This window comes from Micromonospora sp. NPDC050200, from assembly GCF_040656135.1.
GTDB lineage: Bacteria > Actinomycetota > Actinomycetes > Mycobacteriales > Micromonosporaceae > Micromonospora.
Genome location: NZ_JBFALG010000015.1, coordinates 56873 through 69796 on the forward strand (window position 1 = coordinate 56873; position 12924 = coordinate 69796).

The window sequence follows — 12924 nt, forward strand, 5'->3', positions numbered from 1 at the left end:
GTCGGCGCCGGACTTCACCGACGTCGTCACCTCGTCGGCCCGTCCACCACGCAGTCGGCCGCGAGCCTGCCCCGTGGCCGGATCCCACCGCACATCGATGACGTCACCGCGCTCGACAAGTGCTCTCGCACGAACGAAAACCCTGGGACCGACCGCCTCGTACAGTGCCGCCTCAGCCACGCTCAGTTCCAGTCTCGCCATCAACACCCTCCCAGACTCCGCGCCAGCCACCGTAGCGAAGACGGCCGCCGTTCGTCCCCCACGACGTGCGGCACCGTCACCGGGCGCCCGAGGCGGCCCAGCCTGCCGGCCCCGTGCTCATGGAACTCCTCGGTCACCGCCAGATCGGCGTCACCAACGAACATCTACAGCCATGTCATGTGCACCGAGCTCGTGCAGGCCGTTGAGACGGTGGGAACGCGCTGTGGGGCGAGGGAAGCAACCGTCGCTGGTGGCTCGGCTACTTCCCTTCGAAAACGGCGAAGGGCGCCCGCCGTATCCGGCGAACGTTCTGGTCATCAAGGGTGGGGCGGAGGTACCACCGTGCGAACCGACCGGCAGCCATCGTCAGTGAGCCGTTGCCACTGCGTTCATGCAGGTCCCGTACGTTGTGGGAAGCCCGATGACCAAGCTACCGGCCGTCGAAGACGTCGTCGAGCACGAGTCTTGCCCGGCCTGGGACCTCTTCCTCGGGGAAGATCTCCGCGCACAGACCGAGGACCTGCTCGGCGCTGGTCAACCCGAGGTGGTCGACCAGGAAGCGGATGTCCTCGGCGTCCCGACGACGTGCGGCGAGCACCTTCATGGCCAACAGATGTTCCGGAGACGCCGCCGCCACCCGCAGGCCGGGGTGGTCGAAGACGCGAGGAGCTGCCTTGTCGCCACCCGGGGCCACGTAGGCGCTCGCCTGCTCGTTGAGCCACCAGTGCGGCAGGCCGAGTTCAGCCGCGACCGCACGGGCCTCGTCGAGCACGGATGCCATGGGGCTGGAACACCGCGTCGATGTCACGAGTCGCCCGTCGTGCATCGTAGGCCAGAGCCATGGCCGCCCCGCCGAAGATGTAGAGGTCCGCGACCACACCTCGCCTCGCCAACCGGTCCCCGAGCCGGCGGAAGGCGTCTTCGATCGCGGCACGGTCCAACAGCGGATCATCGAGGCTCACGCGACGTTCAACTCCTGCGCCGACACGTACACGCCACGACGCCGGAACGCCGCCGGCGCGTGCACCACCGCGTCGACCCGGGCAGCGCGGGTGTTGAAGGGGAACCAGAACCGCCGCAGCGACCGCGTCTCGACCCATGACGGCGCGCCACGCCCGTCCTTGGCAGCCAGGTGCTCGGCCAATGCCGCGAGGAATACGTCCCAGTGCTCGTCCCCGGTAGAAGTTGGTTCCTGGTCCAGCAGATCAGCGCGCTCCTCGGGCGGTTCCCAGCGGTACTCCTCCAGGAACTCCGCCACCAGCCGCCACCGTCGCGTCTCGTCGGCTCCGACGAGCAGGGCACCCAGGCGCGCCACCGTCAGTGGCTCGTACCTCGCCGCACGCTTCCTCACACCCCTGACGCTAGTACACCGGGAGGCGGGTCCATGGTCAGCCACAGCCCGCAATGAACGGCCACCCCGATCGTCGCGACACTTCGCGTCTGACTGGTTCGCACGGAAGATCAACAGGGTGGGCCGGAGGCGTCACCATGCGAACCAACCGGCGGCCCTCACCGGCGACCCGCTCCCGCTACGTCTGCCCAGGTCACAACCGTGAAGCGGGATCTGTCGCCGCAGTCGATCGGCCGGCTGCGGGGCATCATCCCGGCCGAGAGCTCCTCTATGAGGTGCTGCGCGCGGGTGGACCTGCGGAACGCCCCGCTTCGACGGAGCAGCCGATCACTCGTGTGCGACCGCTTGCCGCCCGTGTAGCGAAGCCTGGTCGGCTGCAGCCCCGCCTGGCGCCCAGCCCTCCCAGTTGTTGACAACCGTCGCATGCTGTGTCAGCTGGAACCGTTGCCGCCGAGAAACATAGGCCGTTCGAAGAAGGTCTCCAGTACGACGATGGCCTGGGTGCCGGTGACTCCGTCGACGGCAAAGACTCGTCGCAGCACGGCCTGCAGCTCCTCGGTGGTCGAGGTGCGGATCTTCACCAGCAACGACGCCGACCCGGCGATGATGTGCGCCTCCTGTATCTCGGGGATATCCGCCAGCGCGTCGCGGGTCGGCGGGTCGCCCATCCAGGCGCTTGCCTGCAGCATGACGTAGGACAGTACGCCGCGGCCGGCCGCGGCTGGATCGACGTCGACGGTAGTACGCCGGATGACACCACGCTCGCGCAGCTTGCGCACCCGCTCATGGGCCGACCCCGCCGACAGCCCGACCGCCTGGCCCAAGGACGCGTACGACTGCGTGGCGTCGACCTGCAGCTGCGCCAGCAAAGCCCGGTCGATATTGTCCATGCACGCTCCAAATGTGAAACGGATAACTCTGTGATTGACCATATCAGATTTGGCGGGAAAGATTTCTTGCCGAACGTCATCCTAACGCGAGGAGAGTTCGGTGGCTGAGACCATCCCTGCCCAGTTCCAGGTGCTCGACAAGCGCTTCCGCTCTTGCGACGGCGACTACGTCATCGAACGCCTGCACACCGGCTCACGCAAAGCGGAGGGCCCGGTGTACTTCCCAGCCGGGCGCTACCTGGTCTGGAGCGACATCCCCAACGACCAGCTCATGCGCTGGGACGAAACCACCGGCGCCGTCGGCGTCTTCCGGCACTGCTCCGGGTACGCCAACGGCAACACGATCGACCGCCAGGGCCGGCTCATCACCTGCGAACAGGGCAACCGGCGGGTCACCCGCACCGAACACGACGGCACCATCACCGTGCTCGCCGACCGCTACCAGGGCAAGCGGCTCAACAGCCCCAACGACGTCGTCGTACGTGCCGACGGCACGATCTGGTTCACCGATCCGAGCTACGGCATCGACGGCGACTACGAGGGCAACAAGGGCCACAGCGAGTTCGGTGACGCCTGCTACGTGTTCCGCCTCGACCCGGCCACCGGCGACCTGCGCGTCGTCGCCGACGACTTCTGCCGGCCCAACGGTCTCGCCTTCTCCGCCGACGAGCAGCGGCTCTACATCGCCGACACCCGCCAGGAACCCAGTCACATCCGCATCTTCGACGTCACCGCCGAAGGCGCCCTGACCGGCGGGAAGATCTTCGCCGAGTGCGACTTCGGACGCTTCGACGGCCTGCGTCTCGACGCCGACGGCCGGGTCTGGGCCGCGGCCTGGGACGGCGTGCACTGCTTCGACCCCGACGGCACCCTCATCGGCAAGCTGCTGCTGCCCGAGTCCGTCGCCAACCTCACCTTCGGCGGCCCCAAACGCAACCACCTGTTCATCACCGCCGCCACGAGCCTGTACGCGCTGCGCGTCACCGTCAACGGCGCCCGTTATCCTGAGCCGATCCAGCAGGTACGCCGGTGAGCCACGCACACCCCGCGTCGGCTGGATGGCAGCGACACATCGCCGAGGACCTGGCGGTGACAGCCGGGTTCGACCCTGCAGTAGCGGCCGACCGGCGAGCACAGATCCTCGTCGACCAGCTGATCACGACCGGCCGTCGGGCCCTGGTCCTCGGCATCAGCGGGGGCATCGATTCGGCTAGTGCCGGGCGGCTGTGCCAACTCGCCGTCGAACAAGCCCGCCACACCGGGCACCACACCACATCTGTTGCGATGCGCCTGCCGTACGGCACCCAGCCGGATGCTGGGCCGACGGCACCACCCGCGAGGCGTGGCGGCTGGTCGCCAGCCTGCTCGACCACCGTCGCTACCCCGCCAACCAGGTCATTGCCGCCGTCGGGATCATCATCCCAGTTGGGGGACGGCCTGGTCGGCGCGATCGGCGAAGCTCGGTCGGCTACGGCACGGCCCGACGCCCAGCCCTCCCGGTTGTTGACGGTCGTCGCGTGCTGCGTCAGCTCGGGGAACTGCTTCTCGAAGGCATCGCGCACCGCGTCGTCGCGTGCGGCGAGCACAGGCAGCAGTCGGGCGGTGCCCGCCACACCGCCCAACAGCTGTTGGCCTCCGCGACGACCTGCAGCAGCAGCGCCTTCGGCGCCTCGTATGGAACGGCGCGGTCCTCGACCTCGGCGGGGCGTTGGCTGATCATGACCTCGGGCTGACGAACTTCCTGCCGCGCCCGGGGTACGGGCCCTCTACCGTTCACCAGTCTGGCGGTTACGGCTGTCTGTCCGGCCACGTTGGTGTCCGCGTAGTCGGGAGGGTCACCGTGACTCTCAGTCCGCCGCCGTCACGTGGTTCGGCGTGCACGTTGCCGCCGTGGGCGCGGGCGATCGCCTGGACGATCGATAGTCCCAGGCCCGCACCGGGCGAGGTGGAGGAGAGCCGGTCGGTGTCGAGGCGGCGGAAGGGCTCGAACAGGTGCGGGACCTCGTACCGGGGTACAACCGGCCCGGTGTTGCTGACGACCAGTACCGCCGAGCCGTCCGGTCGGGTATCGCTGGCGACCTCCACCCAGCCGTCCTCGGGGATGTTGTGTCGTACTCCGTTCTCCACCAGGTTCTGCACAAGGCGTTCGAGGAGGACCGCGTTGCCGGTGGTCTCTGCCTCGCCGGGCCTCGTGTGCACGGTGACCGTGCCCGGCGGCACCTGTGCCGCCACGTGGTCCACGATGTCTGCAAGGTCCACAAGAGACCGCTCGGCCACATCGCGTTCCGAGCGGGCCAGCAGCAGCAGCCCGTCGATCAGCCGCCCGTGGCGAGTGTTGATCTCCAGTAGGGTCTCGCCGAGCTGGCGTACGTCCGGCGACGCGGCCGGGCGGTGTACGGCGACTTCGAGCAGTGCCCGGTTGAGGGTGAGCGGAGTGCGCAACTCGTGTGAGGCGTTGGCGATGAATCGCCGCTGGCCGTCGAACGCGTGGTCGAGGCGTTCAAGCATGACGTCGAAGGTGTCGGCCAGTTGTTTGATCTCGTCGTTCGGGCCGTCCAGAGCGATGCGTTCGTGCAGGCTCCGGTCGGCGGCCGGGGCGTCGGAGATTCGCCGGGCGGTCTCGGTCACCCGGTGCAGCGGCTGGAGCAGCCGACCGGCGATCAGCCAGCCGAAGGCGACGGCGGCGGTACCGACCACGGCCAGCCCGATCCCACCCTGGGTGAGCAGAGTCTGGAGCGCGTCGTCCGTGACCTGGCCGACAATCGTCTGGTTTACGGACAGCCCAGAGTCGATGTGGTCCGCGGGGGGCAGTGGCACCGTGGGTTGGCCCGTGCCGGAGATCTCCGGGTGGGCTGTGTCGAACGTTGCTCCGCCGCTGCGGAGCTGATGGGAGACGAGCACGTAGGTCACACCGAGGAGCAGCAGGCCGGCAAGCAGGAATAGCCCGCCGTAGACCAACGTGAGCCTGGCCCGGATGGTCAACCTGGCGGGCCGGAGTCGTTTCACCGAATGGAGTCGCTTCACGGGATTCGGTACCCGACTCCTGTCTCGGTCAGCACCACGGGCGGGTCGCCGAGTTTGCGCCGCAGCTTGAGGATTGTGATCCGTACCGCGTTGGTGAACGGGTCGGCGTGTTCGTCCCACGCTTTCTCCAGGAGTTGTTCAGCGGAGACCGCAGTGCCGTCGGCGCGCAGTAGCTCGGCGAGGACGGCGAACTCCTTGCGGGATAGCGGGACGTACCGGCCGTTTCGGTAGACCTCGCGGCGGTGCGGGTCGAGGCGGACACCGGCGCGTTGCAGGATCGGCGGAGCGGCCGGCCGGGTTCGTCTTCCCAGTGCCACCACGCGCGCGGCCAACTCCCGGAATGCGAACGGTTTGGGCAGGTAGTCGTCCGCGCCCAACGCCAGTCCGGCGACCCGGTCGTCGATCTCCGCGGCAGCGGTCAGCATCAACACCCGCACCGAGTTGCCGCTCTCGGCGATTGCTCGGCACACGTCGTCGCCGTGCACGACGGGTAGGTCGCGGTCGAGTACCACCACGTCGTAGTCGTGTACGTCGATCCGATCCAGGGCGGCGCGGCCATCGTGCACGACGTCCACCGCGTGCGCGTCGCCGCGCAGCCACTCGGCTGTCGCGTCGGCGAGCAGTATCTCGTCCTCGACTACCAGGATGCGCATCGCTCCATGGTTTCACCGGGTGACATTTCTACGGCGTTAACGCTTTCGTCAACGGCCGGGAAATGTCGCACCGGCTCTACTTCTGCGGTGGCGGCCGGCGACCGACCCGCGGCCGAAGAAGGAGAGATCATGCGTATCGGGAGAGGGCTGGTGCTCGGCCTGCTGCTGACACTGAGTGTGGCCGGCTGCGGCGGCGGCAACGGAGATGACGGGGTGGCGACCGCTGGTGGTCCGGGAACCAAGGCCACCAGCAGCGCCGCCGGAGCCGACGGTTCGAGCGAACAGGATCGCGCGCTGAAGTTCGGGCAGTGCATGCGGGACAACGGGGTGGCGAACTTCCCGGACCCGGAGTTCAGCGACGGCGGAGGGATGAGCATTGACGTCCCCGAGGGGACCGATCCGCAGAAGGTCGATGCGGCGATGCAGAAGTGCAAGCAGTACCTGCCCAACGGCGGTGAGCCAGCCAAGGTGGACCCGGAGCGGGCGGAGCAGAACCGGAAGCTCGCCAAGTGCATGCGGGACAACGGGGTGACGAGCTTCCCGGACCCGGGCGCGGACGGCGGCATCCAGATCAACGGCAATGACCCCGGCATGAACATGGACGACCCCAAGTTCCAGGCGGCTCAGAAGGCGTGCGCGCAGTACCAGCCCTCGGGCGGAGCACCGGGCAGCAACCAGACCGGGGGCAACGGGTGACCGGGGGCACGCGACGGCGGCGGCGAACCGCCTGGGTGGCGGTGGCGGGGGCGCTGGCCGTCGGCGCCGCAGGCGCGGCCGCTACCGGGTTCGGCTTGCCGAACGGCGAAAGCGGTGGTCAGGCTCACAGCGACTTGCCCCCGCAGACCGGGCAGGTGACCCGACAGACGCTCGCCGACACGCAGAGCGAGGACGGCGAGCTGGGCTACGGATCGGCGACGACAGTGGCCGGCCGGCTCGCCGGGACGGTGACGGGATTGCCCGCCGCAGGATCGACCCTCAAGCAGGGACAGGTGCTCTACCGAATCGACAACACACCGGTCGTGCTGCTCTACGGCAAGTTGCCGGCCTACCGGGTGCTGTCGCCGGGGACGAAGGGCGTTGACGTCAAGCAGTTCGAGCAGAGCCTGCACGCGTTGGGATACCGAGGGTTCACCGTCGATGAGACCTATTCCGCTACGACCGCGACCGCAGTGAAGAAGTGGCAGGGCGATCTCGGGCTGCCGAAGACCGGCACGGTGGAGTTGGGCCGCGTCATCTATGCGGCTGGGGCGGTGCGGGTGGACACCCTGAAGGTGGCCGTCGGTGATGCCGCTCAGCCGGGTCAGGCATTGCTCACCCACACCGGTACGTCCCGGGTGATCAGCATCGAACTGAACGTGTCTGACCAGCGACTGGCCGTCAAGGAAGCTGCGGTGAGCGTCAAGCTGCCGGACGGCAAGACCATACCCGGAAAGATCACAAAAACAGCGACCGTGATCAAGCCCGCAGAGGGACAGAACCCGGCGGCGACGAAGATCCAAGTCACCGTCACGGTCGACGACGAGAAGGCAGTCGCCGGCCTCGACCAGGCCTCGATGGTGGTTGGCTTCACCGCCTCGGAGCGTAAGGACGTGCTGACCGTGCCGGTGGCCGCGCTGCTCGCCCTGGCCGAGGGCGGGTACGGCGTGCAGGTGGTGGACGGCACGACGACCCGGATCGCGGCGGTGCAGACGGGCCTGTTCGCCAACGGCCGGGTCGAGGTGTCCGGCGACGGCCTGACCGAGGGTATGACAGTGGGGATGCCGGCATGAGCGTCAGGGCGAGCGCGGGGAGGGAGCTTGCGAACCTCGCAGTCGCGAGCGAAGCCGCCGTGGTCGAGTTGGACGAGGTGAGCAAGTCCTACCCCGGTGGGGTCACCGCGGTGCGCGGTGTCACCCTGTCCATCGAGTACGGCGAACTGGTGGCCATCGTGGGCCCGTCGGGTTCGGGAAAATCCACGATGCTGCACCTGATCGGCACCCTGGATCGACCCTCGGCCGGCGCGGTACGCATCGACGGGCACGACGTGGCGCGGCTGTCGGACCGCCAACTCTCGGCGTTGCGGGCGCGCCGGATCGGGTTCGTGTTCCAGCAGTTCCACCTCGCGCCGGGCCTGTCCGCGCTGGACAACGTCGCGGACGGGTTGCTGTACGCGGGCGTACCGATGAGAGAACGCCAGCGCCGGGCGGAAACCGCGTTGGTCCGCGTCGGCCTGGGTGACCGGCTCGACCATCGGCCGCACGAACTGTCCGGAGGTGAGCGGCAGCGGGTCGCCGTCGCCCGTGCGGTGTCCGGCGACCCGGCGCTGCTGCTGGCGGACGAACCGACCGGCAACCTGGACTCGGCTTCCGGGGAAGGAGTGATGGAACTGCTGTGGGAGTTGCACGCCGCCGGCACCACCGTCCTGGTCATCACCCATGACCGGGACATCGCGGCCAGCCTGCCCCGGCAGGTGGCCATGCGCGACGGGACGGTGGTCTGAGTGAGCACGCTGCTCTCCCCGGCCCGGTTGCGTCCCAGCGATGTGATTCGCGTCGGCGGCGCTGGTCTGCGTACCCGGCCAATGCGAGTGTTCCTGTCGGCGCTGGGCATCGCGATCGGCATCGCCGCGATGGTCGCGGTGGTGGGCATCTCCTCCTCCAGCAGGGCGGAACTCGATCGCACCCTCGCCGCGCTCGGCACCAACCTGCTCACCGTCGCGCCCGGCAACACCATGTTCGGCGAGGACGCCACGCTGCCCACCGAGTCCGTGGCGATGATCTCCCGGATCGGACCGGTCAACCAGGTCGCCGCGACCGGCAAGGTTCCCGACGCCAAGGTCTACCGCAGCGACCGGATCCCCGCTGCCGAGACCGGCGGCATCGCTGTGCGAGCCGCCCACCTCGACCTGCCCAAGACGGTCGGTGCCACTGTGGCAGAGGGCACCTGGTTCAACGCGGCCACCGAAAAGTATCCGGCCGTGGTGCTGGGGTCCTCGGCCGCCCGGCGACTGGGTATCGGGGCGGCGGGTGCGGACGTGCAGGTGTACCTGGGCAGCAAGTGGTTCACCGTCATCGGCGTCCTCGACCCGGTGCCGCTCGCGCCCGAGTTGGACTCCACGGCGCTGATCGGCTGGCCGGCTGCAGAGTCCTACCTGGGCTTCGACGGGCACCCGACGACTGTCTACACGCGAACCGCGGACGCCTCCGTAGAGGCGGTCCAAGCCGTACTCGCGGCTACCGCCAACCCACCGGCGCCCAACGAGGTACAAGTGTCCCGGCCATCCGACGCGCTGGCTGCCCGCCAGGCTACCAACCGCGCCTTCACCGGCCTACTGCTCGGCCTGGGCGCGGTGGCCCTGCTCGTCGGCGGTGTCGGGGTGGCCAACACCATGGTCATCTCCGTCCTCGAACGCCGCGCCGAGATCGGACTGCGTCGTTCCTTCGGCGCCACCCGGGGCCAGATCCGACTCCAGTTCCTGGCCGAATCTCTGCTGCTGTCAGCACTCGGCGGCGTCGGCGGAGCGGTGCTCGGCATCGCGGTGACGATCCTTTACGCCGCCACCCAGTCGTGGCCGCCCGTCGTACCCGCCTGGGCGACCGCCGCTGGTGTGGCGGCCACGCTTGTCATCGGCGCGATCGCCGGCCTGTACCCGGCCATCCGCGCCGCCCGCCTCGCTCCCACCGAAGCCCTCGCCACACCCTGACAATCCGCATCAACAGCGGGCCGCAGGACCAGTCATCAGCAAGACAAGAGCCGAGGCCGCAGTTCGCCTCGTGCGAATTCCCGTCGGCCGCACGAACCGCGCCTGACTTGCCAGCCGTACGCCGACGGCAGCGTTGCAATCACCCACATTTCACGTGACAGAAGGCAAACATGGACGATCCTCGAAATTCGGTACACCCCGTGTACGGAGCCGCCATCAATCGGCGCCGGCTGCTCGGTGGAGCGATCGCCGTCGCCGGCGGCCTGGCTGTGTCGACCCCGACCGGCTCGGTTTTCGCCGCCGGCCGGCCGAGCCGAGTGCGGCTCATTTTGCCCGCGCCGACCGGCCCAAACGACATCGGGACCGTCTCGCTCCATCTGATCGACCACGCCCGGCAGGATCCCTTCCTGCCGGCTCCGCACCCTCGAGAACTGATGGTCTCCGTGTGGTATCCGGCCCGAAAGGCCGGTCGCCGTCTGGCGCCGTGGATGCCGGCGGCCGCTCTCGCCTACTACCGGCAGGAGCTGGAGACGGTCCTCGGGTCCCCGCCGGGCCCCTCGCCCGACGTGCCTCCGCCTCCGCCTCCAGCCGTTATGACCTCGGAGGTCTCGCTCGACGGCGTCGACTTCCCGATCACGCACGCCGCCGAGGGCGCGCCGGTCGACCGGTCGGCTGGCCCGTATCCGGTGGTGTTCTTCTCCCCAGGAGCGGACCAGAACCGCGAACAGGGAACCACGCTGGTGGAGGAGCTCGCCAGCCACGGGTACGTGGTGGTCACGATCAGCCATACGTATCAGGCTGGCGAGGTGGAGTTCCCCGGGGGACGGGTGGAACGAGGCCGGCCCCAGCAGGCGCCCTACGTCGCCTTGTCGATACGCATCGCCGACACCAGGTTCGTCATCGACTCGCTCGCCACGCTCAAAGCAAGCCAAAACCCCGACGCCGAACACAGCCCGCTCCCCGGCGGTCTGGGTGCCTGCATGGATATGGCCAGGATCGGCATGTTCGGGCATTCGCTGGGAGGCGCGACCACAGCCCAGATCATGGCCCAGGACCCCAGGGTCCGCGCCGGAGTCAACCTCGACGGCAGCTTCTTCCCCGACGACATCCCCCTCGAGTCGAGCCCCGAGGAGATCGACAGGGCGCTGAAACTTCTGGCGAGCCGGATTGGCGATCGACCATTCATGATCATGGCCAGCGGCGGGTTCGGGCCGGACTACTTCGGCGATCTGACCAGCACCGTCTGGCACCACCTGCGCGGATGGCGGCGGTTCATCTCGCTCATCGACACGACCCACTTCAGCTACACCGACGACGAGCCCTTGCTCAGCCAGTTGGCGAAGGCCGGAATCATCCCAACGGCCGCCCCCTGGATCGGTGAGACCGACCCGGAGCGGACGGTCGCCGCTGAACGCGCCTACATCCGTGCGTTCTTCGACCTGTGGTTGCGCAACCGCGAGACCCATCTGCTGGACGGCCCCTCTGCCCAGTATCCAGAGGCCAGGTTCTATCCCCCAGCGTAGCCGCCGCGTCGGCGATGACCCGCAAACGAGCAGGGTCACCGCTGTGACCCACTCGCACCGCACGATCTTTGGTTGTCCTCACCATCGCTGTGGCCGTGCCCCGTAGATCACACGTCGATCACACAGCTATCCACCGACGACACGAGGAAGGCTCTGATTCGGCACGAAAGGCCGGGTCAGAGCCATGATCAACGGTGGGGCGGGCGGGACTCGAACCCGCGACCGAGGGATTATGAGATCAAGATGAGCGACCCGGCGAGCTGCGCGCTTGGGCTTCTAGCAGCGGAAACGGCTCTCGACACCTCTCACCACTCCCCCGCCGTCGGTCGACCTCTTGCGGACTAGATGCGGACTGCGCGGGTCGGCTGCGCGGAGCGACAGTTGGCACGTGGATGGCACGGGCAGCGCCATGCACATGCGCGTTGTAGCGTGCGCTGTCATGACGTTGACGCCGCTGCACGTCTTCACCCGGAGGCCCCTGTGATGCGCCGTCGACGGCTCCTGGCCGCCACGCTAGCTGTCGCACTGTGTGCCGGGTATCTAGCGGCCACCCTCGGTCATCGCCTCGATCACGGCAGCTCGTGGTGGCACGGAGCCGATGCGGAGTCCCGCACGGAAGGACCGACGACGGAGGTGCGGTTCGCATTCAATCCCGGAGGGCAGATCACGTTCGGCGCGTCCATCCGCAATCCCGGTCCGTGGCCGGTCACGATCAGCGGCATCGCGGTCGATGACGGTCCTGCCGATCAGCACGTGTTCAAGATCGCCCGCTTAGCGGCAAACCATGCCGTCGATGAGTCCACTGCCCTATTGTTCGACCCGGCTACGGCGGCACCGTTCCGGTCGATCAGGGTGGGAGCCGGCATGGAGCTACCGGTCTTCGTAACAATCACGATCCCGGACGTAGAGCAGGCTCCCGGAGCAGGACTCTTCTTCGATGACCTCGCGGTCGACTACGAAGTGCTCGGCCTGCCTCGCCACCAGCGGGTGCCGATGGGCTTCCGCTTGTTCGTCCACTCTCCAAGCGGCTACGTTCCCGCCGAAGGCCGGAAGCGGCCTGGGGATTAGAAGAAGATCGCGGGTGCCTGGTTGGCCGGGTGCACGCCTGGTCAGCCCGTCTGCCGGTGTCGGGTGATGTCGGCGTCAGCGGGCGGGCTTGGCTGTATGGATAGCTGTACACAAGCCTTCCTCCCCTCGCCGCTGGCGGGATCACTTGACGGCTGTGGGAGTCTGGCCGAGTGCTGGTTAGAGCGATTCTCGGGGCCGCCATCACCGCCGTGGGATGCGCGGGGGCGGTCGTCTTCGCCTATGCCGTGATCCTGGTCGGCATGAAAGGCCAGCGCGCCAGCGAACGGGCATGGGGGCGGGCCGCCAACCTGCCCCGAGCTGTCTTTGCTGGCTACTTCGGGGCTGCCGGTCTTGCTTTGCTGTCGACGGCGCACCTGGTCCTGTTCTTTCGCGACGAAGAGTGGTTTTGGCTGATCGCGCCTCAACAGGGAGCGGTGTTGCTGTCTCTTGCGGCGGGATGGCTCGCGATGCACAGGATGGGCAGGTCCGCGTACCAGTAGCGGCGGATCTCCTCGTCGGGCAGTCGCCAGAC

Annotated in this window: 15 protein-coding genes and 1 pseudogene; 10 read left to right on the forward strand and 6 right to left on the reverse strand. The window is 68.2% G+C overall.

The genetic code is table 11. The annotated features are described in order from the left end of the window. Window positions 1-631: 631 nt before the first annotated feature. The 4 genes from AB0I41_RS12910 to AB0I41_RS12925 form a co-directional block, all read right to left on the reverse strand. A complete protein-coding gene (locus tag AB0I41_RS12910) occupies window positions 632-982 on the reverse strand; it encodes a hypothetical protein (RefSeq protein ID WP_357105806.1) in 351 nt (116 codons plus the stop codon). Next, window positions 942-1163 (reverse strand): hypothetical protein, encoded by a 222-nt coding sequence (locus AB0I41_RS12915; RefSeq protein ID WP_357105808.1) that lies wholly within the window; start codon window positions 1161-1163, stop codon window positions 942-944. Before AB0I41_RS12915 ends, AB0I41_RS12910 begins: the two co-directional genes overlap by 41 nt. After that, window positions 1160-1552, reverse strand: coding sequence for a hypothetical protein (locus tag AB0I41_RS12920; RefSeq protein ID WP_357105811.1), 393 nt, complete (start codon window positions 1550-1552; stop codon window positions 1160-1162). The genes AB0I41_RS12915 and AB0I41_RS12920 overlap by 4 nt, the downstream gene beginning before the upstream one ends. Before the next feature lie 431 nt (window positions 1553-1983). Then, window positions 1984-2442 (reverse strand): Lrp/AsnC family transcriptional regulator, encoded by a 459-nt coding sequence (locus tag AB0I41_RS12925; RefSeq protein WP_357105814.1) that lies wholly within the window; start codon window positions 2440-2442, stop codon window positions 1984-1986. Between the two features lie 100 nt (window positions 2443-2542). Here AB0I41_RS12925 and AB0I41_RS12930 point away from each other — a divergent pair, with 100 nt between their 5' ends. The 3 genes and pseudogenes from AB0I41_RS12930 to AB0I41_RS12940 all read left to right on the forward strand — a co-directional run bounded on the left by AB0I41_RS12930 (window position 2543) and on the right by AB0I41_RS12940 (window position 4175). Continuing rightward, window positions 2543-3475 (forward strand): SMP-30/gluconolactonase/LRE family protein, encoded by a 933-nt coding sequence (locus AB0I41_RS12930; protein ID WP_357105816.1) that lies wholly within the window; start codon window positions 2543-2545, stop codon window positions 3473-3475. Between the two features lie 56 nt (window positions 3476-3531). Further along, window positions 3532-3693 (forward strand): annotated as a pseudogene (locus AB0I41_RS12935) (NAD(+) synthase); the annotation flags it as partial. 266 nt (window positions 3694-3959) lie between these two features. Beyond that, the gene (locus AB0I41_RS12940; RefSeq protein WP_357105956.1) at window positions 3960-4175 is read left to right on the forward strand and encodes a hypothetical protein; all 216 of its coding nucleotides are present in this window, start codon (window positions 3960-3962) and stop codon (window positions 4173-4175) included. 55 nt (window positions 4176-4230) lie between these two features. Here AB0I41_RS12940 and AB0I41_RS12945 read toward each other — a convergent pair whose 3' ends face one another. Both AB0I41_RS12945 and AB0I41_RS12950 read right to left on the reverse strand, forming a co-directional pair. Then, window positions 4231-5448, reverse strand: a complete 1218-nt coding sequence (locus AB0I41_RS12945; RefSeq protein ID WP_357105819.1) for an ATP-binding protein — start codon at window positions 5446-5448, stop codon at window positions 4231-4233. A gap of 14 nt (window positions 5449-5462) precedes the next feature. Further along, window positions 5463-6119, reverse strand: coding sequence for a response regulator transcription factor (locus tag AB0I41_RS12950; RefSeq protein ID WP_357105822.1), 657 nt, complete (start codon window positions 6117-6119; stop codon window positions 5463-5465). 129 nt (window positions 6120-6248) lie between these two features. Between AB0I41_RS12950 and AB0I41_RS12955 the strand changes: the two genes are divergently transcribed. The 7 genes from AB0I41_RS12955 to AB0I41_RS12985 all read left to right on the forward strand — a co-directional run bounded on the left by AB0I41_RS12955 (window position 6249) and on the right by AB0I41_RS12985 (window position 12892). Further along, window positions 6249-6815: a hypothetical protein gene (locus AB0I41_RS12955; RefSeq protein ID WP_357105825.1), complete on the forward strand. Its 567-nt coding sequence runs from the start codon at window positions 6249-6251 to the stop codon at window positions 6813-6815. Between the two features lie 41 nt (window positions 6816-6856). Continuing rightward, window positions 6857-7888 (forward strand): peptidoglycan-binding protein, encoded by a 1032-nt coding sequence (locus AB0I41_RS12960; protein ID WP_357105828.1) that lies wholly within the window; start codon window positions 6857-6859, stop codon window positions 7886-7888. Window positions 7889-7947: 59 nt separating this feature from the next. Next, the gene (locus tag AB0I41_RS12965) at window positions 7948-8598 is read left to right on the forward strand and encodes an ABC transporter ATP-binding protein (RefSeq protein ID WP_357105945.1); all 651 of its coding nucleotides are present in this window, start codon (window positions 7948-7950) and stop codon (window positions 8596-8598) included. A 9-nt stretch (window positions 8599-8607) separates the two neighbouring features. Beyond that, window positions 8608-9801, forward strand: a complete 1194-nt coding sequence (locus AB0I41_RS12970) for an ABC transporter permease (RefSeq protein WP_357105948.1) — start codon at window positions 8608-8610, stop codon at window positions 9799-9801. 170 nt (window positions 9802-9971) lie between these two features. Next, window positions 9972-11324, forward strand: a complete 1353-nt coding sequence (locus AB0I41_RS12975) for a hydrolase (protein WP_357105831.1) — start codon at window positions 9972-9974, stop codon at window positions 11322-11324. A 633-nt stretch (window positions 11325-11957) separates the two neighbouring features. Further along, complete coding sequence (locus AB0I41_RS12980) at window positions 11958-12392, forward strand: hypothetical protein (RefSeq protein WP_357105834.1); 435 nt, start codon at window positions 11958-11960, stop codon at window positions 12390-12392. A gap of 170 nt (window positions 12393-12562) precedes the next feature. Further along, window positions 12563-12892: a hypothetical protein gene (locus AB0I41_RS12985; RefSeq protein WP_357105837.1), complete on the forward strand. Its 330-nt coding sequence runs from the start codon at window positions 12563-12565 to the stop codon at window positions 12890-12892. The last annotated feature ends 32 nt before the right edge of the window (window positions 12893-12924 follow it).

Excerpts from the sequence above, each read along its gene's own strand:
- AB0I41_RS12975 (WP_357105831.1), top strand. The coding sequence starts at position 9,972 with ATGGACGATCCTCGAAATTCGGTACACCCCGTGTACGGAGCCGCCATC.
- AB0I41_RS12950 (WP_357105822.1), bottom strand. The coding sequence starts at position 6,119 with ATGCGCATCCTGGTAGTCGAGGACGAGATACTGCTCGCCGACGCGACA.
- AB0I41_RS12925 (WP_357105814.1), bottom strand. The coding sequence starts at position 2,442 with ATGGACAATATCGACCGGGCTTTGCTGGCGCAGCTGCAGGTCGACGCC.
- AB0I41_RS12910 (WP_357105806.1), bottom strand. The coding sequence starts at position 982 with ATGGCATCCGTGCTCGACGAGGCCCGTGCGGTCGCGGCTGAACTCGGC.
- AB0I41_RS12955 (WP_357105825.1), top strand. The coding sequence starts at position 6,249 with ATGCGTATCGGGAGAGGGCTGGTGCTCGGCCTGCTGCTGACACTGAGT.